The organism is Serratia grimesii (assembly GCF_900186025.1).
Classification (GTDB): Bacteria; Pseudomonadota; Gammaproteobacteria; order Enterobacterales; family Enterobacteriaceae; genus Serratia; species Serratia grimesii.
The window spans coordinates 1,218,475-1,239,326 of record NZ_LT883155.1; the positions used below are offsets into that span (position 1 = coordinate 1,218,475).

Here is a 20,852-nt window from a genome sequence, read left to right on the forward strand (position 1 = left end):
GCAGAGAATACTCTGTCCCGGGTTGAAAAGCAGGTGTTTGTGCTGGAATTACAGCACCATGCGGACAATTTCAAGGTTGCCCAACTCATCATATAAGGTTTCCACCTGGTCTATATGAGTCGCGTTGATGGTGATGGACACGGAGTGGTAATTGCCTTTGCTGCTCGGTTTAACCTGTGGGTTATAATCCCCAGGAGCATGGCGCTGCACCACTTCAACCACCTGGTCTACCAGCTCGGGTTGTGCCAAGCCCATTACTTTGTAGGTAAATGAGCAAGGGAATTCGAGCAGTTCGTTCAGTTTAGTTTTCATGTGCGCTCCAGAGTGCGGCTATCAATATAGCGATTCTATAAATTATAACTCCCGCCGGAGCGGGAGTTAAAGTTAATCAGTATATGGGGGCGATTTCGCCCATTTCAACTGTTAACCGAACCAGTGGTGGAACATCAGTTTGATGTAATCCACGATACGACTGAAGAAACCACCTTCTTTCACTTCGTTCATCACCACCAGTGGGCGCTGATCAATGGTTTTGCCATCGAGCTGGAAGTTGATGCTGCCGACAACCTGGTTTTTAGCCAGAGGGGCATGAATTTCTGGTGTGTTCAACACGTAGCTGGCTTTGAGATCTTTCATTCGGCCGCGTGGAATGGTCAGGTAAACGTCTTTGTCTACGCCCAACTCAACGCGATCCGTATCACCGAACCACACTGGCTCAGAGGCGAACTCTTTACCCACTTTCAGTGGTGCAACGGTTTCGAAGAAGCGGAAGCCCCACGTCAGCAGTTTTTTGCTTTCGGTTTCACGGCCTTTATAAGTACGACCACCCAGTACCGCAGAGATCAGGCGCATCTGGCCTTCAGTTGCAGAGGCAACCAGGTTATAACCTGCAGCATCGGTATGACCGGTTTTGATGCCGTCCACGTTCAGACTGGTATCCCACAGCAAACCGTTACGGTTCATCTGGCGGATATTGTTGAAGGTGAACTCTTTTTCTTTATAAATTGCGTATTCATCTGGCACGTCGCGGATCAGCGCTTGGCCGATCAACGCCATATCGCGTGCCGAGCTGTACTGACCCTGTGCATCCAAACCGTGTACGGTTTGGAAATGGGTATTTTGCAGGCCCAACTTGCTGACGTAGGTATTCATCAGATTAACGAACGCATCCTGGCTACCTGCCACGTAGTCGGCCATCGCCACACAGGCATCGTTGCCGGACTGCAGGTTAATGCCGCGGGTCAGCTTGGAAACCGGTACGCGGTCGCCTGGCTTCAGGAACATCAGCGAAGAGCCCTTGAATACCGGGTTGCCGGTTGCCCAGGCATCTTGTCCGACGGTAACCAGGTCTTCCTGACCGATTTTGCCTGCTTTCAGCGCCTGGCCGATGACGTAGCTGGTCATCATTTTGGTCAGGCTGGCTGGGTCGCGGCGCGCATCGGCGTTCATTTCGGCCAAAACTTTACCGGAGTTGTAATCAATCAGGACGTAGGCTTCCGCATCGATCTGCGGTACCCCTGGGATCATGGTCTTGATATTAACGTCATCGGCATGCGCAACAGTAGTTGCACTCATCGCGATAACGGTGCCGAGCGCTATGCTCTTGATTAAACGGAAAGAAGTTACTTGTTTCATGATCGAGACTACAACATCCATGAGGGTAAAGTTAAAAACGAGCCACACTATAACAGATGAGATCCCGGCAGGCATTAGCCAATCCTCTGACTCATCGCGCTTTACTGGCTTTAGCTGAAAGAAAATGTTTCAGCTAAAGGAATGGTTATCAGTCGCGATTTCTGCCGGAACTCTGTTTAAGGTGCAGCAGTGACAAAAGATTGTTGCTGCGCTTCGGTAGCCAGGCGTTGTTGCAGTTGAGCCGCTTGTTGGCGACTGCTGAACGGGCCTAACTGTACGCGGTATACGTTGCCGCTGGCGGCCACTTTACCCGGCACGCCAAATTTTTGGCTCAGGCTTTGTTGCCAGGTCTGTGCACGTTCAGCACTGCTCAGTGCACCAACCTGGACGACATAGCTTCCGCCAGAAGCCATACTGCTTGCCCCAACGGCTGCTGTGGCAGCTACTGGGGCCGCAATGGCGGCAGCGTTAACTGCAGGTTCAGGTTCGGACCCTTCCAGTACGCCTGCCGGGACGGCACTCGGTGCACCCAGGAAACCGCTGCGGCTACTATTACTGGTGGCCGCTGCTGGGGCGTCATCGCCGGTATTCAGGCTGCTGTTGTCAATCGGGCGTACTGCGGCACCGCTGGCGACAGGGATATCCTGTTGTACGGGAGTCCCCATGCTGCTGGAACCGAGATCCGGACGAGAGGGCAGTGCGTAGCTTTGTTTGGCAACGGTGGTACCAATGGTGCCAGGGCCGCTCAAGGTGCCGTCCGGGGCAACATTGATGAAATCAACCTTGACCTTGGTGTTGTTGGACAGGTTCAGGCGATCGGCAACGGCTTTTGACAGATCGATAATACGGCCTTTGGTGTAAGGCCCACGATCGTTAACCCGAACCACCAGTTGGCGGCCATTGGCCAGGTTAGTTACGCGCACGTAGCTTGGGAGCGGCAGCGTTGGGTGTGCGGCGGTCAGACCGTTAGGATCGAACTGTTCTCCCAGGGCCGTGGTGTTACCACGGGCTTCTTCACCATAGGAACTGGCCAGGCCGGTTTGCGAGAAGTTCTGCGGATCTTTCACGATGCGGTAAGTGTCGCCATTAACCTTATAATCCTGCATGTTATTAGGGTTATAGGGTTCATATTGAGGCTCAACGCCGCCGATTTCCACCACGGGCCCGTTATAGGGCTGCTGCGGTGGCGCTTGTTGTTCCGAGGTCGGGGCGGTACAGGCGGAAAGTAACACCGCGACTACGCCGACCCAAAGCCATTCCTTACGCATTACTCACCTCTTATAAACTTTTAGACATCATTTTCCGATGCGTGTGGATCGACATGATGATGCCGAACCCGGCCATAAGCACAATCAGCGCCGAACCCCCGTAGCTGACCAGAGGCAAAGGTACGCCAACTACCGGTAAAATGCCACTGACCATACCAATGTTAACAAACACATAAACGAACAAAATCAGCATCAGGCCACCGACCATGACTCGGCCGAAGGTGGTTTGTGCCTTGGCGGCGATCATCAGCCCGCGGATAATCACCAGCAGATACAGCGCCAGAAGCACCAGTACCCCGACCAACCCTAACTCCTCGGCCAATACCGCGAAGATAAAGTCGGTGTGGCGTTCCGGCAGGAATTCCAATTGCGACTGGGTACCGTGCAGCCAACCCTTGCCTGACAGGCCACCGGAGCCAATGGCGATTTTTGACTGAATAATATGATAGCCGGCGCCCAGTGGGTCGGTTTCCGGATCGAGCAGCATCATGACGCGGTCACGCTGATAACCGTGCATCAGGAAGAACCACAGTACTGGGATAAAGGCGGCCAGCAGTAGCGCGGCCACGGCGATCAGCTTCCAGCTCATGCCGGAAAGGAACAGTACAAACAGACCGGAGGCGGCAATCAGAATTGAGGTCCCCAGATCCGGCTGTGCCGCAACCAACAGGGTTGGCAGGAAAATCAGCACCAGTGCAATGGCGGTATTCTTCAGCGAAGGCGGACAGACATCGCGGTTCATAAAGCGCGCCACCATCAGCGGCACGGCAATCTTGGCGATCTCGGACGGCTGGAAGCGCACAAAACCGAGATCAAGCCAGCGCTGCGCGCCTTTACTGATCTGGCCGAAAGCGTCTACCAGTATCAGCAGGATCACGCAGAAAATATACAAATACGGCGCCCAGCTTTCATAGACCCGCGGTGGAATTTGCGCCATGACGGCCATCACTATCAGCCCCATGACAATCTGGCCGATCTTGCGCTCCATCATGCCAATATCCTGGCCGCTGGCGCTCCACATCACGAACGCGCTGTAGACCAGCAAGGCCAGAATTAAGAGCAGGAATGTGGGGTCGATATGGATTTTGGTCCAGATCGAGCCCTTTTGTTGGCTTTCAGTCATGTTCTACCTTAATCACCCTCTACGCCTGGTGGCAGTGGGGCTTCAGATGGTAATTGCGTATTGTTGTCGCCCAGCAAAATGTGATCGAGGATCTGACGAGTGATCGTCCCGACCGCCGGACCGGAGCCGCCGTTTTCCAGAATGATGGCGACCGATACCGTTGGATTGTTATACGGTGCAAAGGCGGTCATCAACTTATGGTCACGCAGGTGTTCCGCCAGTTTGTGGGCGTTGTAGGTTTCGTAGCCGAATACCTGTGCGGTACCCGATTTCGCCGCGGCTTTGTAAGGTGCATCCGAGAAGTACTTACGCGCCGTCCCGTTCGGACGGTTGGCTACACCATACATGCCATCTTTGGCAATTTCCCAGAAGCCAGAATGAATATCGCCGATCTGCTTGCTCTCTTCCTGTGTGAAGGGAACCAGGGCACCATTGATTCTGGTGCTTTGCAGCAGGTGTGGCGTTTTGACGTTGCCGTCGTTAATCAGGGTGGTCAGTGCCTTGGCCATCTGGATCGGTGTTGCCGTCCAGTAGCCCTGGCCGATACCTACCGGAATGGTGTCACCCTGATACCAGGGTTTTTTATAGCGCTTGAATTTCCATTCACGGGTCGGCATCAGGCCGGAACGTTCCTCGGACAGATCGATGCCGGTATATTCGCCGTAACCGAATCGGGTCAGCCAAGTCGACAGGCGATCGATACCCATGTCGTAGGCGACTTGATAGAAGAAGGTATCCGCTGATTCTTCCAACGCCTTGGTGACGTTCAGGCGGCCATGGCCCCATTTTTTCCAGTCGCGGAAGCGTTTTTCTGAACCGGGCAATTGCCACCAGCCGGGATCGAACAGGGTGGTATTTTTGGTGATCACCCCGGCGCTGAGCGCCGAGACGGAAATGTACGGTTTCACTGTTGAGGCCGGTGGATAAAGCCCTTGTGTGGCACGGTTGATCAGTGGCCGGTTCGGGTCATTCAGCAGCCCCTGATAGTCTTTACTGGAGATGCCATCAACGAACAGGTTCGGATCATAGCTGGGGTTCGAGACCATCGCCAGAATGCCACCGGTGCGTGGATCGCTTACCACCACTGCCGCGCGGCTGCCGACCAGCAACTGCTCAATATAGCGTTGCAGGTTGAGATCCAGTGTCAGGTAAACGTCTTGACCGGCAGAAGGGGGCTGTTCATGCAGTTGGCGGATCACTCGGCCGCGGTTGTTGACTTCAACCTCTTCGTAGCCGGTTTTACCATGCAGAGTATCTTCGTAATAGCGTTCAATGCCCAGCTTGCCGATATCATGTGTCGCGGCGTAGTTGGCCAGTTTGCCGTCTTTATCCAGCCGTTCAACGTCACGGTCGTTGATCTTCGACACATAGCCGATCACATGGGTCAGGGCAGAACCATAAGGGTAGTAGCGGCGTTGATAGCCTTTGACTTCGACACCCGGGAAGCGGAATTGGTTAACCGCGAAACGCGCCACCTGCACTTCGTTCAGGGCGGTTTTCACCGGGATAGAGACAAAACGGCGCGAGCGTTTGCGCTCTTTCTCGAAATTGGTGATGTCGTCATCGGTCAGATCAACCACTGGCCGCAATGCCTGCAGCGTGGCCTTAAGATCGTCGATCTTTTCCGGCATCAATTCCAGTTGGTAAATCGTGCGGTTGAGCGCCAGCGGAGTGCCGTTGCGATCGTAAATTATGCCGCGACTGGGGGCGATGGGCACCAGTTTGATGCGGTTTTCGTTGGAGCGGGTGCGGTAATCCTCAAAACGGACGATTTGCAGATTATACAGATTGGCGATGAGGATGCCGGTCAGCACCAGGATGACCAAGAACGCCACCAGGGCGCGGCGTACAAACAGGGCCGATTCAGCCGTATAGTCGCGAAAAGGGTTACGTTCTATTTTCATCCCGCTGCTTTATTTCACTCTGTCACGGTTACCACCGGTTATTCCCGGTGGTAAGGATGATTTGTTGTAATACTCCAGGCGCGATAGAGGCTTTCAGCCACCAGAACGCGCACTAAAGGATGCGGCAATGTCAACGGCGAGAGCGACCAACTTTGTTCGGCTGCGGCCTTGCACGCAGGGGCTAGCCCTTCTGGACCGCCAATTAACAGGCTGACGTTGCGGCCATCCTGCTTCCAGCGTTCGAGCTGTTGCGCCAACTGCGGTGTTTCCCACGGCGTACCGGGGATATCCAGCGTGACAATACGATTGCCTTTGCCCACCGCCGCCAGCATCTGCTCACCTTCCTTTTCCAGAATGCGTTTGATATCGGCATTCTTGCCGCGCTTGCCCGCCGGGATTTCGGTCAGCTCAAACGGCATGTCTTTCGGAAAGCGGTGCAGATAATCCATAAAGCCGGTCTGCACCCAGTCTGGCATTTTAGTGCCGACCGCTACCAGTTGCAGTTTCACCGCTTAGCTCCAGAGTTTTTCCAGCTCGTACAACTGACGGCTTTCTTCTTGCATCACGTGAACAATCACTTCACCTAAATCGACAACGACCCAGTCAGAAGCTTCCTGACCTTTCATGCCGAACAGTTCCATACCCGCGTTGCGCGCTTCTTGCACAACGTGGTTGGCGATCGACATCACGTGACGGGTCGAGGTACCGCTGCAGATGATCATGCAATCGGTGATGCTGGATTTACCCTGTACATCCAGAGCGATAATGTCTTGGCCTTTCAGGTCATCAATTTTATCGATGACGAAATCTTGGAGCGCTTTACCTTGCAAAGGTTCCCCCTCGGGTGTGTTCGGTTCATTCGACTGCGGCGGGCAACTGCCCGTATTGCGGCCTGAATCAATGATAAGTCGGCAGGATGCCGCTGAAAGCCAGCTGGTGACTGCCCGGCCAGCTAAGGTTTCCGGGGTTTTCAGCGAATACCTGAAAAATAGCGGCGCAGTATATCATGCGGCTCTCGCTAGCGATATAAACCCTGTAACTCGATATAGCGTTGTACTGAACGTGGCAATAGATCGTCACAGTTGAGGCCTTGATGGCGGCGCTGGCGGATTTCCGTGGCAGAAATTTCCAACTGTGGTGTATCTGCCAGATAGATATAGCCTTGAGGCTTTAGGCTAAGCTGTGTGGCATCGGTCACCTGATGCTGTTCCAACCACTGTTGCAGTTCTTGGGTGTCCATCCGATCATTGTAACCCGGACGGGCCAGCACCAGCAGGTGACAGGTATCCAGCAGCGATTGCCAGCGGTGCCATTTGTGTAACGACAATAGCGAGTCCTGGCCAATAATAAACGCCAGTGGCAATTGAGCGCCACGTTCTTTACGAATGGCTTCCAGCGTCTCTATGGTATAGGACGGCGTTGTGCGGTGCAGTTCACGGTCGTCAACGGCAAATAACGGGTTATCGGCGATGGCCAACTCCACCATTTTCAACCGTTGCTGGGCATTAGCCTCGGGCTGAGGGCGATGCGGGGGAACATGGTTTGGCAACAGCGTGACTCGGCTCAGGCCAACCTCTGTTGCGAGTGCTTCTACCGGCCGCAAATGGCCGTAGTGAATCGGGTCAAAGGTACCGCCAAACAACGCGTGCAGAACGGTGGTGTCTTGCGTTTTAGTGGGCATCTGAAAAACTCGTGGCCAGAGGTTTGCCGCACAGCAGCATTGACAGGGTTTCCAGCTCCGACCAAACCGACTGGCCGTAATCCTGCTTAAGGGTAATTTCAATCTGTGCCAGCAGATGTACCGCTTGGCGCAATTGGGCACCGGAGAGCCGCTGTAATGCTTGCGTGACCAGGTTACGACGGTTTTGCCACACCTTGTACTGATCAAACAATGTGCGCAATGGCACTGACGCCATGCGTCGTTGCAGGTTCAGCAATTGCAGTAATTCACGCTGTAGGGTACGTAGCAGGATCACAGGTTCGACATCTTCCTGCTGCATCTGTTGCAGGATATGCCAGGCACGTTTACTTTTCCCGGCCAACAAAGCATCCAGCCAATGGAATGGCGTGAAGTGCGCGGCGTCGTTTACCGCCAGTTCAACGCGCGGCAATGTAAGTTTACCGTCCGGATGCAGTAGTGACAGCCTTTCAAGCGCCTGCGACAACGCGAGCAGATTGCCTTCGTAGCAATAACACAGCAATTGATTGGCTGCGTCGTCCAATTCCAACTTCATGGTTTTGGCGCGCTGTGCTACCCAGCGTGGCAACTGCGCCTGCTCTGGCGTCTGACAACTGACATAAGCACCATGCGGAGTGAGTGCCTTGAACCAGGCGCTGTTTTCTTGTGCCTTGGTCAGGCGTGGCCCACGCAGTATCAGCAAAATATCGTCATGCAGCAGGGCTGCCAACTTGACGAGCTGTTCACCGATCGGCGCGGTTGGCCCGTTCTCAGGGAAGATCAGCATCAGTGTCTGGCGGCTGGCAAACAGACTCATGGCCTGACAGATGCTGAAAATGGCGTCCCAATCGGTATGGGCGTCAAGCGAAATGCTGTAGTGCTCGGTGAACTGCTGTTGCTGTGCAGCCTGACGGATCAGATCCTGGCTTTCCTGCAACAATAGCGGTTCATTACCACTTAATAAATAACAAGCGCGCAGCCCCTCTCGGAGCTGCGCGGCAAGTTGTTCAGGATAAATACGAATCATTGTGCTGCGAGACTTGCCGCTTTTTCACCGGCGGCCGCTGCTTTTTGTTGCGTTTCTTCTTCTGCCGCATGCACGGTCAGCAGTTTGCGTACCAATTGCTGGGCTGCCTGCTCACGCATTTCCTGGCGAATAATCTCCTGCTCGGAGTCTTTAGCCAATGCGGTCAGCGGGTTATCGAAGAACGAACGGAACACTTTCACGCTCAGCGGGTACAGATCATGACCCGGGAGCAGCACCTGTGCCTGAACGGTTAGCACCATTTGGTACTCAGCGGTTTTACCGTCCTGGAAGATAGACGCGGTATCCTGGCTTTCAGTTGCGCCAATGATGCGCAGGGAAGGGAGATCCTTACGTTTCGCATCTTTGACAATGGTTACGCCGCTTAGACGCAACTGTTCACGCACTGCACGGGTCAGCGGACCATAAGGGTCTGCGCTATCCAGCAGTAGCGTTTTCATTTCTGAGGGCACCTGCGTGGTTCCACGCAGGTGAAAACCGCAGCCAGCGGTGACCAGCACCGCCAACCCCAGCAACAACGTTAGAATACGATGTCGCACAACGCCTCCTTGTGTTAACCCACAACCAGGTTAAGCAATTTGCCCGGAACATAGATCACTTTACGAACCGTAACCCCGTCCAGATATTTAGCGACCAGATGTTCCTCGGCAGCGCGCGCGCGCACTTGCTCTTCGGTTGCATCGGCTGCCACAGTGATTTTAGCGCGAACCTTGCCGTTTACCTGCACAACGACCAGCTTGGAGTCTTCGACCATAGCTTGCTCATCGGCTTGCGGCCAGGCTGCTGTATCCACATCACCTTCGCCACCCAGAGCCTGCCACAGTGAGAAGCAAACGTGCGGCGTGAACGGATACAGCATCCGTACCACAGACAGCAGTGCTTCTTGCAACAGCGCGCGATCTTGCTCGCTTTCTTGCGGCGCACGGGCCAGTTTGTTCATCAGTTCCATTACCGCGGCGATCGCGGTGTTGAACGTCTGACGACGGCCGATATCGTCGGTCACTTTAGCGATGGTTTTATGCAGATCGCGGCGCAGTGCTTTTTGATCTTCGTTCAGTGTCGCAACGTTCAGCGGCTGAACTGCACCTTTTTCCAGATGTTCGTAGGCCAGTTTCCAGACGCGTTTCAGGAAGCGGTTTGCCCCTTCAACACCGGATTCCTGCCATTCCAGCGTCATTTCTGCCGGTGAAGCGAACATCATGAACAGGCGCACGGTATCCGCGCCGTATTTCTCAACCATCACTTGTGGGTCAATGCCGTTGTTTTTCGACTTCGACATTTTGCTCATGCCAGCATAGACCAGTTCACGACCTTGTGGATCGGTGGCTTTAATAATGCGGCCTTTGTCGTCACGTTCAACGTTGGCGTCGACTGGAGAAACCCAAACGCGCTCACCGCTGTTGCCGGTGTAATAGAAGGCGTCTGCCAACACCATTCCCTGACACAGCAGGCGTTTTGCCGGCTCATCGGAATCCACCAGACCTGCGTCACGCAGCAGTTTGTGGAAGAAGCGGAAATACATCAGGTGCATGATGGCATGTTCGATGCCACCAACATACTGATCAACCGGCAGCCAGTAGTTGGCGGCGGCTGGGTCCAGCATACCCTTGTCGTACTGCGGGCAGGTGTAACGCGCGTAGTACCAGGATGACTCCATGAAGGTATCGAAGGTATCAGTTTCACGGAAAGCAGGCTGACCATTTACGGTGGTTTTCGCCCACTCTGGATCGGCCTTGATCGGGCTGGTGATGCCGTCCATTACCACATCTTCAGGCAAGATCACCGGCAGTTGGTCTTCCGGTGTTGGCATCACGGTACCGTCTTCCAACGTCACCATTGGAATTGGCGCACCCCAATAACGTTGACGGGAAACGCCCCAGTCACGCAGACGGTAGTTCACCTTGCGCTGGCCGACGCCTTTGGCGACCAATTTGTCGGCAATGGCGTTGAAACCGGCTTGGTGATCCAAACCGTCAAACTCGCCAGAGTTGAACAGCGTGCCTTTTTCGGTCATCGCTTCGGCTTGCACATCGGGTTGGCTGCCGTCGAGTGCCAGCACGACCGGTTTGATCGGCAAACCGTACTTGGTCGCGAACTCCCAGTCACGTTGATCGTGAGCAGGGACTGCCATCACGGCACCTGTGCCGTATTCCATCAGTACAAAGTTGGCAACCCAAATTGGCACTTGCTCGCCAGACAGTGGGTGGATGGCGAACAGGCCAGTAGGCATGCCTTTCTTTTCCATCGTCGCCATTTCGGCTTCGGCCACTTTGGTGTTACGGCACTCTTCGATAAATTCAGTCAGTGCAGGGTTGTTCACTGCACCTTGCTGCGCCAGCGGGTGGCCCGCGGCAACGGCGACGTAAGTGGCACCCATAAAGGTGTCAGGACGGGTGGTATAAACCGTCAGTTTCTCATCGCTGCCCGCCACGTCAAAGGTGATGTCCACCCCTTCAGAACGGCCAATCCAGTTACGCTGCATGGTTTTCACCTGCTCTGGCCAGCTTTCAAGCGTGTCCAAATCGTTGAGCAGTTGATCGGCGTAGTCAGTGATTTTAATAAACCACTGAGGGATCTCTTTACGCTCAACCTTGGTGTCACAGCGCCAGCAGCAGCCGTCGATAACCTGTTCGTTGGCCAACACGGTCAGATCGTGTGGGCACCAGTTTACCGCGGAGGTCTTTTTATAGACCAAACCTTTTTCGTACAGCTTGGTGAAGAACCACTGTTCCCAACGGTAGTAATCTGGATCGCAGGTGGCGATCTCGCGATCCCAGTCATAGCCGAAGCCCAGCAGTTTTAGCTGGTTCTTCATGTATTCGATGTTGTCGTAGGTCCACGGAGCCGGTGCGGTGTTGTTTTTGACCGCAGCACCTTCCGCCGGCAGACCGAACGCATCCCAGCCGATCGGCTGTAGTACGTTTTTACCTAGCATGCGCTGATAGCGCGAGATCACGTCGCCGATAGTGTAGTTACGAACGTGCCCCATGTGCAGACGGCCTGATGGGTATGGCAGCATGGATAGGCAGTAATACTTTTCCTTGCTCGCATCTTCGGTAACCTTGAAAGTTTGCTTCTCTTCCCAGTGAAGCTGTACGTTCGATTCTATGTCTTCTGGACGGTATTGCTCTTGCATGGCGGCTGGTGGTCCTGTAGGTGTAAAACAGCTACATCCGTAGCATTCTGTTGAGTACTTATAGATCCGCATAGCATAGCTGATAAGACCTCTCGGCAACAACACCAAGCGCCCGACTCGGCGTATTTAAAAAATCGCCGCCATGATATGACTCACATCTTGAGGATCCTGTGCGTTGCCAAGTGACATCAGCAATTTACCGCTAAAATGATAAGAGCTACTTTATACCCGTCATCTTTCAAGCCGCAGCTAGGCGCCTGGCTGCAACTTGAAAGCTATAGGGTATGGGAGGAAAGCCCTGTCACGTAAGTTCATCGAGGAGAGATTATGAACAAGGTTGCTCAGTACTACCGCGAATTGGTGGCATCTCTGACCGAACGTTTGAAAAATGGCGAGCGTGATATCGACTCACTGGTTGCGAGCGCTGAAAAACGGCTGAATGAAGCCGGTGAGCTGACGCGCGAAGAAGTGGAGCAGGTTACTCAGGCAGTACGGCGCGATTTGGAAGAGTTTGCGCGTAGCTACCAGGAAAGCCGGGACGAATTTACCGATAGCGTTTTTATGCGGGTGATTAAGGAGAGCTTGTGGCAGGAGCTGGCGGATATCACGGATAAAACCCAGTTGGAATGGCGAGAAGTCTTCAAAGACGTCAGCCATCATGGCGTTTACCACAGCGGTGAAGTCGTCGGTCTGGGTAACCTGGTGTGCGAACAGTGCCATCATCATATGGCATTTTACACACCAGAAGTGCTGCCACTATGTCCGAAATGCGGTCACGATCAGTTCCAGCGTCGTCCTTTCGAGCCTTAATATTCCCACGCCCCGGACTTCTCCCACAGAGAAAGAGCCGGGGCAGGAGCATTGCCATTAACCAAACAGTTTCTTCATCAGGTTACTGAGAAAACCACCGCTAGCTGGGGCTGTTGCTATTTCAGGTTGACTGACGGGCGCGATGTACTGCGCAGCAGGCACTTTCTGAGCTACTGCAATACGGCTGTCCTGCGTCGCTTTTTCTGCTGCTTCCGGCCCGTAAGCAAAACCTTCCGCCAACACGAACTCCACGTCAGTAATACCGATAAACCCTAAGAACAGCTTCAGATAAGGTGTGATCAGATCTGTTGGCGTATCGGCATGGATACCGCCGCGGCTGGAGATCACGATCGCTTTCTTACCGGTGACCAGGCCTTCTGAACCCTCTGAGGTATAACGGAAGGTTTGGCCAGCACGTGCCACCAGGTCGAAATAGATTTTCAACTGGGTCGGGATATTGAAGTTGTACATTGGGGCGCTGATGATAATGGTGTCGTGCGATTTCAGTTCGGCAATCAGCTCATCGGAAAGCGCCAGCGTCTTTTGCTGACGTGGTGTTAAAGGCTTATCGCCGGCACTAAAGCCGCCAATGACTTCGCCATCCAGCTCCGGCAGGGTCGGGTTGGCCAGGTCGCGGAAGGTAAAGCTGTCACTTGGGTGTGCTTCACGCCACTGTTGAACAAAAAAATCGACTAATTTTCCAGACTGGGAGTAATCACCCAGGATACTTGATTTCAGGACCAGTATACGACTCATCGGGTATTCTCCAGGCTTGGTCTAAGGTGTCAGTGCTGCTGTGCATTTGATAGCATCTTAGAGGCAAGCCTGGATCAGTGATAGCGTAAAAATTCGCTGAGTTAAATCAAAAAAATTGAATGTATGAGGGCGCTATCAATCAGTAACGCGCCACGCGTTCGGTTAACAGATTGATAAACCCTTCGCGGTCAATGTCGGTCAGCACTTCCACATTGGCCGCTTTGCCGTTTTGCCCGAAGATATCCACCACCGTCATCCCCTGGGTGTACTCCCCTTTGGTTTCTACACCGACCCAGCGTTCGATACTGCCAAACAACTGTGGTGCCAGTAGCCAGGCGATGGTGCAGGGGTCGTGCATTGCGGCACCGGGTAACCCGCGCGGGTGGCTGAGATACAGCGGCAGGTAGAAGTCGAGCATTTCTGCTACGGCCTGCGCCACAGGGTTTTTGATGTTCCGGATACGTTCAATATCCTGTGGCAGCACCAACGCCTGGTGAGTCACATTCAACCCCGCCATAGTCATTGGCACACCGGATTTCAGGACCATTTCGGCGGCTTCCGGATCGACGAAAATATTAAATTCCGCCACCGGGGTGGTGTTGCCGGCGTTCATGCCGCCGCCCATAAAGACGATACGCTCGATGTTGCTTTTCAGCTCAGGGTATTGAGCCAGCAGCAGGGCGATGTTGGTCATTGGGCCGGTGACCACCAGTGTGATCGGGTCTGGGCTGCTGCGCAGCAGGCTGGCGATCAGTTCGACGGCGGTTTGTGTGACCGGCTTGATGGTGGGTGTTGGCAGATGGGTATTGCCCATGCCGGTTTTACCATGCACATAGTCGGCAATCACCAACTCTCGCATTAGTGGGCCCGCAGCACCGGCGGCGACAGGAATATCTTCGCGTTTCATCAGCGTCAGCAGGCCGAGCGCATTATGCAGGGTTTTCTCCGGCGTCTGGTTACCGGCAGAGGTGGTGATGGCTTTAACGTCCAGTTCCGGAGAACTCAGCGCCATAGCAAGGGCAATGGCATCGTCGAGGCCGGGATCACAATCGATAATGATAGGGCGAGGCATATTTATCTCCTTTTTACCCGTCGTCTTTCAAGCTGCAGTGTTGTTACCTGCACTCGCTCACCCCAGTTACTTACTCAATACTCAAGTAAGCGCCTGGGGATGAGCGAGCTGGTCGCCTAGTTGCAACTTGAAAGCCATAGGGTAGAGTTGTGTTCCGAGCATCGGATCAAAACCAGGGAGAAACAAGCGCTTTTAGTGCCGGGAGGGGAGAGATGCGCCCCGAATGGAGCGCATGCATATTGAGACAAGTGTTGTTTTTTTCCTGAGATACCCGGGCCTAGCGCACCGAGGGGCGCTCTCCCTAATAACGGGCACGAGCGCATCAGTTAAATCAGTGCAGGATTTTCGCCAGGAAGTCTTTAGCCCGCTCAGACTCGGGGTTGTTGAAGAAGTCGTCTTTATTGCGGTCTTCGACAATTTTGCCTTCGTCCATAAAGATCACCCGGTTGGCTACCTTGCGGGCAAAGCCCATTTCGTGGGTTACCACCATCATGGTCATACCTTCGTTCGCCAGTTCAACCATAACGTCCAGCACTTCGTTGATCATTTCCGGATCGAGCGCCGAGGTGGGTTCATCGAACAGCATAGCGATAGGATCCATACACAGCGCACGGGCGATAGCCACACGCTGCTGCTGGCCACCGGAAAGCTGGCCGGGAAACTTGTTGGCATGAGCGGTCAGACCGACGCGCTCCAGCAACTTCAGGCCTTTCTCGCGTGAGGCGGCTTTGTCGCGTTTGAGCACTTTAACCTGTGCCAACGTCAGATTGTCGATGATCGACAGATGAGGGAACAGCTCAAAGTGCTGAAACACCATGCCGACTTTGGAACGCAATTGCGCCAGGTTGGTTTTCTTGTTGTTGACCGGCGTACCGTTCACCAGGATATCGCCCTGTTGGATCGGCTCCAGGCCGTTGACGGTTTTGATCAGGGTTGACTTGCCTGAACCTGAAGGACCGCAGACAACCACCACTTCACCTTTTTTGACTTCAGTGGTGCAATCGGTCAGAACCTGAAAGTGACCGTACCACTTAGAAACATTTTTCAGGGATATCATCAAACAGTCCTTTTCTTCAAATAGCTTACCAGCGCCGAGGCGGCGAGACTGATAACAAAGTAGACAAAGCCGGCAAACAGGATCATTTCGACCTGTGTACCGTCGCGCTCACCGATGGTGGAAGCGGTACGGAAGAAGTCAGCCAGGCTCAGTACATACACCAGAGAGGTATCCTGGAAGAGTACGATGCCTTGGGTCAGCAGCAGCGGCACCATGGCGCGGAACGCTTGCGGCAAGATCACCAGCCTCATGGATTGCCAGTGGGTCATACCTAATGCCAGCGCTGCGGAGGACTGACCGCGCGAAATACTGATAATGCCGGCACGGATAATTTCCGAGTAATAGGCCGCTTCAAACAGGGAAAAGGCTACCATAGCCGAGATCAGGCGAATATCGGTTTTCGGTGATAAGCCTAGAACCTGTTGTAATAAGCTTGGAACAACAAGATAGAACCACAGCAACACCATAACCAATGGCACTGAGCGGAACAGGTTGACGTACACGGCAGCGAACCAACTGATTGGCTTGAACGGCGACAGTCGCATGACGGCGAGAATGGTGCCCCAAAGGATACCAACAACGATGGCGGTCACGGTGATCTTCAACGTGATGACCAGACCCTGCAGGAGATAGGGGAAGCTTGGGACAATCGATGCCCAGTCAAATTCGTACATTATTTACTCCCCATATTGCCGGGCAACTGCACTTTTCTTTCTACCAAACGCATAAGCAGCATGATGACGGCATTGATGCCGATATAGGCCAGCGTAATTGCGGTAAAGGATTCATAGGCATGCGCTGAGTAATCGAGCAATTTGCCCGCTTGGGCAGCCATGTCGACTAACCCGATAGTGGAAGCGATGGCGGAGTTTTTGACCAGGTTGAGCATTTCCGAGGTCATCGGCGGCACAATCACCCGGTAAGCATTCGGTAACAGCACGTAGCGATAGGTTTGTGGCAACGTCAGGCCCATAGCCAGCCCGGCAGCTCTCTGGCCACGTGGCAGTGACTGGATGGCGGCACGAACTTGTTCGCACACACGTGCAGCCGTAAACAGCCCAAGGCACAGCATTGAAGAAACAAAGAACTGCACGTTAGGATCGAGTTCAGTTTTGAACCACATGCCGATGTTGGTAGGCAGCAGTTCCGGGATCACCAGATACCAGGTAAAGAATTGTACGATCAGCGGCACATTACGGAACAATTCAACGTAACAGGTGCCAAGGGTGGAAAGAAAGCGGTTGGGTACGGTACGCAAGATACCGAATAGCGAACCGACAAAGAAAGCGATAATCCACGCACAGACGGAGAGGGCTACCGTTACCTGAAAGCCAGACCAAATCCAGCCGAGATAAGTGGTATTCCCAAACGGGGCCTGCTGCAGAAAGATACCCCAGTTCCAATCTATTGACATAACAAACTCCGTTAAGCGGGCGCAGAGCGCCTAAAGATTGATGACTATTCAACGCCGATGGCCCCGCGGCCAGTCGGGCTGACTTATGTGTGCGGGCATCAGTGGTTCGTTATAGGGGAAAATGCGAGAGGGGAACGGCCTCCCGCATTCCTGTCTGTCCCAGTCATCAACAGGGCTGGTTTGGCCTGGTGGCCGCCCCAGCTCTTGTTCTATTAGTTCAATGCTTTATCGTTAGGTTCTTTGAACAATTTCTTCATGTCGTCTGACAGTTCGAAGTTCATGTTGAGGTTCTTTGGTGGGATAGGTTGTTTGAACCACTTATCGAACCATTTTGTTGCTTCACCTGAAGTCTGTGCCTGAGCGATAGTGTCATCGACCAGTTTTTTGAACTCAGGATCGTCTTTACGCAGCATACAGCCGTAGGCTTCTTGAGATTGCGGCGTTCCAAGAATTTCCCATTGGTCCGGTTTCTTCGCTTTCGCGCGCTCACCTGCCAGCAGGGCGTCATCCATCATAAAGGCTACGGCACGGCCGCTTTCCAGGGTACGGAATGAGTCACCGTGGTCTTTGGCGCTGATGATGCGCATGTTCATTTTGTTGCTGTCGTTCAGCTTATTGAGCAGCACTTCAGAGGTGGTACCAGACGTCACGACTACCGGTTTACCGGCCAGATCTTTGAAATCTTTAATGTCAGAGCCTTTTTTCACCAACAGGCGGGTGCCGACCACGAAGATGGTGTCGGAGAAGGCGGCCTGTTTTTGGCGCTCAAGGTTGTTAGTGGTTGAGCCACACTCGAAATCAAAGGTCCCGTTTTGCAGCAGCGGAATACGGTTCTGTGACGTTATTGGCAACATTTTTACCTGCAGGTTAGGCAGGTTCAGTTTTTTCTTAACAGCATCAACGATTTGGTTGGAGTAGTCCTGGGAGTAACCCACAACTTTCTGCTGGTTGTCGTAGTAGGAGAACGGCACTGATGATTCGCGGTGGCCGACAACGATCACGCCGTTATCTTTGATTTTCTTCAGCGTACCGGTCAGTTCTTCCGCATGGGCTACGCTACCCGCCATACCGATCAGCAGTAACGATAACGCCAATTTACGCATTTGCATGGTCCAACTCCTTTGCTGTTGTGGTGGCTCAAATTCAAAGAGCATCAGATTCAAAATGGAGGTCTATTGCTTAAGTTATAAAGATAGTCTTAGTACTGATAACCGTTAGAAAATAGCCGATTGTGAACGGATTGAAACTAAAATGTTTCATTTTTTGAGACGCCACGCGCACCAAATTAATGCAACAAAATCTCAATGCACCTATATGGTGCCGCTCATGCTCTCGAGTTGTGCACAAGTGCGACAAAGCGTCAGTAAAAGTAAATCGGTCATCAATTACAGAGTAATTAAAGCAAGGAGTGTGCCAGAAACGTTGATTTAGCAATGGTTTATGTCAGCGGGATTTCAAACTGTGACGATATGAGAGGTTATGGAAAAGCGGGGGCATTGAGGGGGGCGTGCCAACGGCAACGCCCCACGGGATTATTTACGACGCAGTTTGAGGATCAGCGCCAGGCCACCGAGCAGTAAAGTAATGATCCACAATGGCGTGGCGCCAAAGCGGGCATAAGGTGTGATGCCGGTGGTTGGTGTCATTTTCACTTCTAGTACCTTACGGGTGAACTGCGGAATCTCCGCGATCACCTCGCCGTTAGCGTCAACGGCGGCAGTGACACCATTGTTGGTACTGCGCAATAGCGGACGGCCCAACTCCAGAGCACGCATACGCGCCATCTGGAAGTGCTGCCACGGGCCGATAGAATGGCCGAACCAGGCGTCATTGGATATGGTCAACAGGAAGTTGGTATCCGGACGGAAGTTGTCGCGAACCTGTTGGCCCAAGACAATCTCATAACAGATCGCCGCAGTCAGGTTATATCCCTTCACACTGAGCTGTGGCTGGACATAATCGCCACGGCTGAAGGAAGACATGGGTAGATCAAAGAATGGGGCGAGTGGGCGTAACAACGTCTCCAGCGGGACAAATTCGCCGAACGGCACTAAATGGTGCTTGTTGTAGCGGTCTTTGGCCGGGTAGGTATAGGGTGTGGGTTCGCCCAATACAATGGCGCTGTTGTAAATTTGCTGCCCCTGCGGTGTTGCACGCACGTCAACAATGCCGGTGATCAGGCTGCTGTTTTTGGCACGCATCAGATCATCCATCATGGTCAGGAAACCATTCTGGCTGGCTTCATAGTCAGGGATGGCGGATTCCGGCCAGATGATGATCGGCGCTTTGCCCACATAAGGGCGCGTTTCATCCAGATAGGTCTGTAATGTGCTGACCAGCGCCTTCGGATCCCATTTCATCGACTGGGCGATGTTGCCCTGAACCATCGCGACGTTGACTGCTTTGTCCGGCTGTGGGGTAAACCAGTGCAATTGGCGCAGTGGCCACGGTAACAGCAGCAGCGCGACGGCAACCACCGCTGGCGTGATACGGCGCTGATTCACGGCATAGACCAGCAGTCCGGCGATCGCCATCAGCATAAAGGTGATGGTATCGACCCCCATCAGCGGCGCAATGCCTTTTAACGGCCCGTTGAGCTGGCTGTAGCCGAACTGTAGCCAAGGGAAACCGGTCAGTACCCAACCACGCAGAAACTCGGTCACTTGCCACAATACCGGCGCGGCAATGGCCAGGCGGTACCAACGGGTGGCAGGCCACAGTCGTGCCAGCAGCCCGGCAAACAGCCCGGTATACAGCGACAAATAGGCGGCCAGTAACGCGACCAGGAAAATATTGACGGAGAAGGGCATGCCACCGAAGTCAGCAATGCTGACGTAAACCCAGTTAATGCCTGTACCGAATAGACCGAAGCCCCAACAGAAACCAAGTAAAGCGGACTGTTTGGTTGTGCGATTCAGGGTAACGGCCAGCAGGCCAAACAAGGAGACAATGGCCGCAGGCCAGATATCGTAAGGAGAAAATGCCAGCGTACCGCTGGCACCGGTCAACAGCGCCAGTAGGGCGCGAACCCACTGGCGTTCAAGGAAAGAGGCTTTAGCCATGTTTAATTTAGTCTTCCAGTTTCGGTTGCGGAGAATCGTCCGGAATTTTTACATGAACCTGGATGATACGTCGACTGTCGGCCATCGCAACTTTAAATAGGTAACCTTCGATTTCAATGGTTTCCCCCCGCGCAGGCAGATGACCGAAGGCTTGCATCACCAGACCACCGATGGTGTCGACCTCGTCATCACTGAAGTGAGTGCCGAAGGCTTCATTGAAGTCTTCAATCGGTGCCAACGCACGCACGGTATACATATGACGGCTGAGCTGGCGGATATCCAGATCGTCTTCGTCATCATATTCATCTTCAATTTCGCCGACAATCAGCTCCAGAATGTCTTCGATAGTGACCAGGCCGGATACGCCGCCGAATTCATCAATGACAATGGCCATGTGATAACGCTGGGAGCGGAACTCCTTCAGCATCCGGTCAACTCGCTTACTTTCCGGCACCACCACTGCGGTGCGCAGCACTTTGTCGATGCTAAATGCTTCAGATTCTGCCCGCATAAACGGCAGCAGATCCTTGGCCATCAAAATGCCTTCGATGTGATCTTTATCTTCGCTGATCACCGGGAAGCGCGAGTGGGCGGATTCAATAATCACGTCCAGGCACTCTTCCAGCGTTTGGTTGCGCTTGAGCGTCACCATCTGGGAGCGCGGAATCATGATGTCGCGCACGCGCTGCTCGGCGATATCCATCACGCCTTCCAGCATGTCTCGGGTATCGGGATCGATCAGGTCGTTTTGCTCGGAATCACGGATCAGCTCTACCAGATCACCACGGTTTTTGGGTTCGCCGTGGAACAGCTGGTTAAGGATAAGAGTAAAGAACCCCTTCTTGGGACTGGGGCTGTCATTGCTTTGTGAATGGTCGTCGCTCATGGCGTT

20 protein-coding genes are annotated in these 20,852 nt (G+C 53.5%); 1 reads left to right on the plus strand and 19 read right to left on the minus strand.

Features of this window, described 5'->3' with window-relative positions:
• Positions 1-48 precede the first annotated feature (48 nt).
• From ybeD to leuS, 11 genes are all read right to left on the minus strand, one after another.
• Positions 49-312, minus strand: coding sequence for a DUF493 family protein YbeD (ybeD, locus tag SGBXF1_RS05645; protein WP_020825613.1), 264 nt, complete (start codon positions 310-312; stop codon positions 49-51).
• A 111-nt stretch (positions 313-423) separates the two neighbouring features.
• Positions 424-1,635: a D-alanyl-D-alanine carboxypeptidase DacA gene (gene dacA, locus SGBXF1_RS05650; protein WP_037417985.1), complete on the minus strand. Its 1,212-nt coding sequence runs from the start codon at positions 1,633-1,635 to the stop codon at positions 424-426.
• Between the two features lie 176 nt (positions 1,636-1,811).
• Positions 1,812-2,903, minus strand: a complete 1,092-nt coding sequence (gene rlpA, locus SGBXF1_RS05655; protein ID WP_186427960.1) for an endolytic peptidoglycan transglycosylase RlpA — start codon at positions 2,901-2,903, stop codon at positions 1,812-1,814.
• A gap of 10 nt (positions 2,904-2,913) precedes the next feature.
• Complete coding sequence (mrdB, locus tag SGBXF1_RS05660) at positions 2,914-4,026, minus strand: peptidoglycan glycosyltransferase MrdB (protein ID WP_037417991.1); 1,113 nt, start codon at positions 4,024-4,026, stop codon at positions 2,914-2,916.
• 8 nt (positions 4,027-4,034) lie between these two features.
• A complete protein-coding gene (mrdA, locus tag SGBXF1_RS05665; RefSeq protein ID WP_061806865.1) occupies positions 4,035-5,930 on the minus strand; it encodes a peptidoglycan DD-transpeptidase MrdA in 1,896 nt (631 codons plus the stop codon).
• Positions 5,931-5,968: 38 nt separating this feature from the next.
• The gene (rlmH, locus tag SGBXF1_RS05670; protein ID WP_004949595.1) at positions 5,969-6,439 is read right to left on the minus strand and encodes a 23S rRNA (pseudouridine(1915)-N(3))-methyltransferase RlmH; all 471 of its coding nucleotides are present in this window, start codon (positions 6,437-6,439) and stop codon (positions 5,969-5,971) included.
• A 3-nt stretch (positions 6,440-6,442) separates the two neighbouring features.
• The gene (gene rsfS, locus SGBXF1_RS05675; RefSeq protein ID WP_037417998.1) at positions 6,443-6,760 is read right to left on the minus strand and encodes a ribosome silencing factor; all 318 of its coding nucleotides are present in this window, start codon (positions 6,758-6,760) and stop codon (positions 6,443-6,445) included.
• A 188-nt stretch (positions 6,761-6,948) separates the two neighbouring features.
• The gene (nadD, locus tag SGBXF1_RS05680) at positions 6,949-7,611 is read right to left on the minus strand and encodes a nicotinate-nucleotide adenylyltransferase (RefSeq protein WP_037418001.1); all 663 of its coding nucleotides are present in this window, start codon (positions 7,609-7,611) and stop codon (positions 6,949-6,951) included.
• Entirely contained in the window at positions 7,601-8,635 is a 1,035-nt protein-coding gene (gene holA / locus SGBXF1_RS05685; protein ID WP_061806867.1) for a DNA polymerase III subunit delta, read from the minus strand. The genes nadD and holA overlap by 11 nt, the downstream gene beginning before the upstream one ends.
• A complete protein-coding gene (gene lptE / locus SGBXF1_RS05690) occupies positions 8,632-9,192 on the minus strand; it encodes an LPS assembly lipoprotein LptE (protein WP_037418006.1) in 561 nt (186 codons plus the stop codon). The genes holA and lptE overlap by 4 nt, the downstream gene beginning before the upstream one ends.
• Before the next feature lie 14 nt (positions 9,193-9,206).
• Positions 9,207-11,789, minus strand: a complete 2,583-nt coding sequence (gene leuS / locus SGBXF1_RS05695; protein WP_061806868.1) for a leucine--tRNA ligase — start codon at positions 11,787-11,789, stop codon at positions 9,207-9,209.
• A 327-nt stretch (positions 11,790-12,116) separates the two neighbouring features.
• Between leuS and SGBXF1_RS05700 the strand changes: the two genes are divergently transcribed.
• Positions 12,117-12,599, plus strand: coding sequence for a zinc ribbon-containing protein (locus SGBXF1_RS05700; RefSeq protein WP_037418010.1), 483 nt, complete (start codon positions 12,117-12,119; stop codon positions 12,597-12,599).
• 57 nt (positions 12,600-12,656) lie between these two features.
• On the opposite strand, the gene SGBXF1_RS05705 is transcribed toward SGBXF1_RS05700, so the two are convergent.
• The 8 genes from SGBXF1_RS05705 to corC form a co-directional block, all read right to left on the minus strand.
• Positions 12,657-13,355 (minus strand): FMN-dependent NADH-azoreductase, encoded by a 699-nt coding sequence (locus tag SGBXF1_RS05705; protein WP_061806869.1) that lies wholly within the window; start codon positions 13,353-13,355, stop codon positions 12,657-12,659.
• Positions 13,356-13,494: 139 nt separating this feature from the next.
• Positions 13,495-14,427, minus strand: a complete 933-nt coding sequence (gene rihA, locus SGBXF1_RS05710; protein ID WP_130379557.1) for a pyrimidine-specific ribonucleoside hydrolase RihA — start codon at positions 14,425-14,427, stop codon at positions 13,495-13,497.
• A 331-nt stretch (positions 14,428-14,758) separates the two neighbouring features.
• Positions 14,759-15,484 carry an amino acid ABC transporter ATP-binding protein gene (locus tag SGBXF1_RS05715; RefSeq protein ID WP_012005648.1) on the minus strand — a complete coding sequence of 242 codons (726 nt, stop codon included), beginning with the start codon at positions 15,482-15,484 and terminating at the stop codon, positions 14,759-14,761.
• Positions 15,484-16,158 carry a glutamate/aspartate ABC transporter permease GltK gene (gene gltK / locus SGBXF1_RS05720; RefSeq protein ID WP_037418016.1) on the minus strand — a complete coding sequence of 225 codons (675 nt, stop codon included), beginning with the start codon at positions 16,156-16,158 and terminating at the stop codon, positions 15,484-15,486. The genes SGBXF1_RS05715 and gltK overlap by 1 nt, the downstream gene beginning before the upstream one ends.
• Positions 16,158-16,898 carry an amino acid ABC transporter permease gene (locus SGBXF1_RS05725; RefSeq protein ID WP_037418020.1) on the minus strand — a complete coding sequence of 247 codons (741 nt, stop codon included), beginning with the start codon at positions 16,896-16,898 and terminating at the stop codon, positions 16,158-16,160. The genes gltK and SGBXF1_RS05725 overlap by 1 nt, the downstream gene beginning before the upstream one ends.
• A 212-nt stretch (positions 16,899-17,110) precedes the next feature.
• On the minus strand, positions 17,111-18,007 hold the full coding sequence (locus tag SGBXF1_RS05730) for an amino acid ABC transporter substrate-binding protein (protein WP_037418024.1): 897 nt from the start codon (positions 18,005-18,007) through the stop codon (positions 17,111-17,113).
• A gap of 423 nt (positions 18,008-18,430) precedes the next feature.
• Positions 18,431-19,960, minus strand: a complete 1,530-nt coding sequence (gene lnt, locus SGBXF1_RS05735; protein WP_130379559.1) for an apolipoprotein N-acyltransferase — start codon at positions 19,958-19,960, stop codon at positions 18,431-18,433.
• A gap of 7 nt (positions 19,961-19,967) precedes the next feature.
• On the minus strand, positions 19,968-20,846 hold the full coding sequence (gene corC, locus SGBXF1_RS05740) for a CNNM family magnesium/cobalt transport protein CorC (RefSeq protein ID WP_037418030.1): 879 nt from the start codon (positions 20,844-20,846) through the stop codon (positions 19,968-19,970).
• Positions 20,847-20,852: the final 6 nt, after the last annotated feature.

Excerpts from the sequence above, each read along its gene's own strand:
- SGBXF1_RS05730 (WP_037418024.1), bottom strand. The coding sequence starts at position 18,007 with ATGCAAATGCGTAAATTGGCGTTATCGTTACTGCTGATCGGTATGGCG.
- gltK (WP_037418016.1), bottom strand. The coding sequence starts at position 16,158 with ATGTACGAATTTGACTGGGCATCGATTGTCCCAAGCTTCCCCTATCTC.
- rlpA (WP_186427960.1), bottom strand. The coding sequence starts at position 2,903 with ATGCGTAAGGAATGGCTTTGGGTCGGCGTAGTCGCGGTGTTACTTTCC.
- SGBXF1_RS05700 (WP_037418010.1), top strand. The coding sequence starts at position 12,117 with ATGAACAAGGTTGCTCAGTACTACCGCGAATTGGTGGCATCTCTGACC.
- SGBXF1_RS05715 (WP_012005648.1), bottom strand. The coding sequence starts at position 15,484 with ATGATATCCCTGAAAAATGTTTCTAAGTGGTACGGTCACTTTCAGGTT.
- SGBXF1_RS05725 (WP_037418020.1), bottom strand. The coding sequence starts at position 16,898 with ATGTCAATAGATTGGAACTGGGGTATCTTTCTGCAGCAGGCCCCGTTT.
- SGBXF1_RS05705 (WP_061806869.1), bottom strand. The coding sequence starts at position 13,355 with ATGAGTCGTATACTGGTCCTGAAATCAAGTATCCTGGGTGATTACTCC.
- lnt (WP_130379559.1), bottom strand. The coding sequence starts at position 19,960 with ATGGCTAAAGCCTCTTTCCTTGAACGCCAGTGGGTTCGCGCCCTACTG.
- holA (WP_061806867.1), bottom strand. The coding sequence starts at position 8,635 with ATGATTCGTATTTATCCTGAACAACTTGCCGCGCAGCTCCGAGAGGGG.
- mrdB (WP_037417991.1), bottom strand. The coding sequence starts at position 4,026 with ATGACTGAAAGCCAACAAAAGGGCTCGATCTGGACCAAAATCCATATC.
- dacA (WP_037417985.1), bottom strand. The coding sequence starts at position 1,635 with ATGAAACAAGTAACTTCTTTCCGTTTAATCAAGAGCATAGCGCTCGGC.
- leuS (WP_061806868.1), bottom strand. The coding sequence starts at position 11,789 with ATGCAAGAGCAATACCGTCCAGAAGACATAGAATCGAACGTACAGCTT.
- mrdA (WP_061806865.1), bottom strand. The coding sequence starts at position 5,930 with ATGAAAATAGAACGTAACCCTTTTCGCGACTATACGGCTGAATCGGCC.
- ybeD (WP_020825613.1), bottom strand. The coding sequence starts at position 312 with ATGAAAACTAAACTGAACGAACTGCTCGAATTCCCTTGCTCATTTACC.
- rihA (WP_130379557.1), bottom strand. The coding sequence starts at position 14,427 with ATGCCTCGCCCTATCATTATCGATTGTGATCCCGGCCTCGACGATGCC.
- corC (WP_037418030.1), bottom strand. The coding sequence starts at position 20,846 with ATGAGCGACGACCATTCACAAAGCAATGACAGCCCCAGTCCCAAGAAG.
- nadD (WP_037418001.1), bottom strand. The coding sequence starts at position 7,611 with ATGCCCACTAAAACGCAAGACACCACCGTTCTGCACGCGTTGTTTGGC.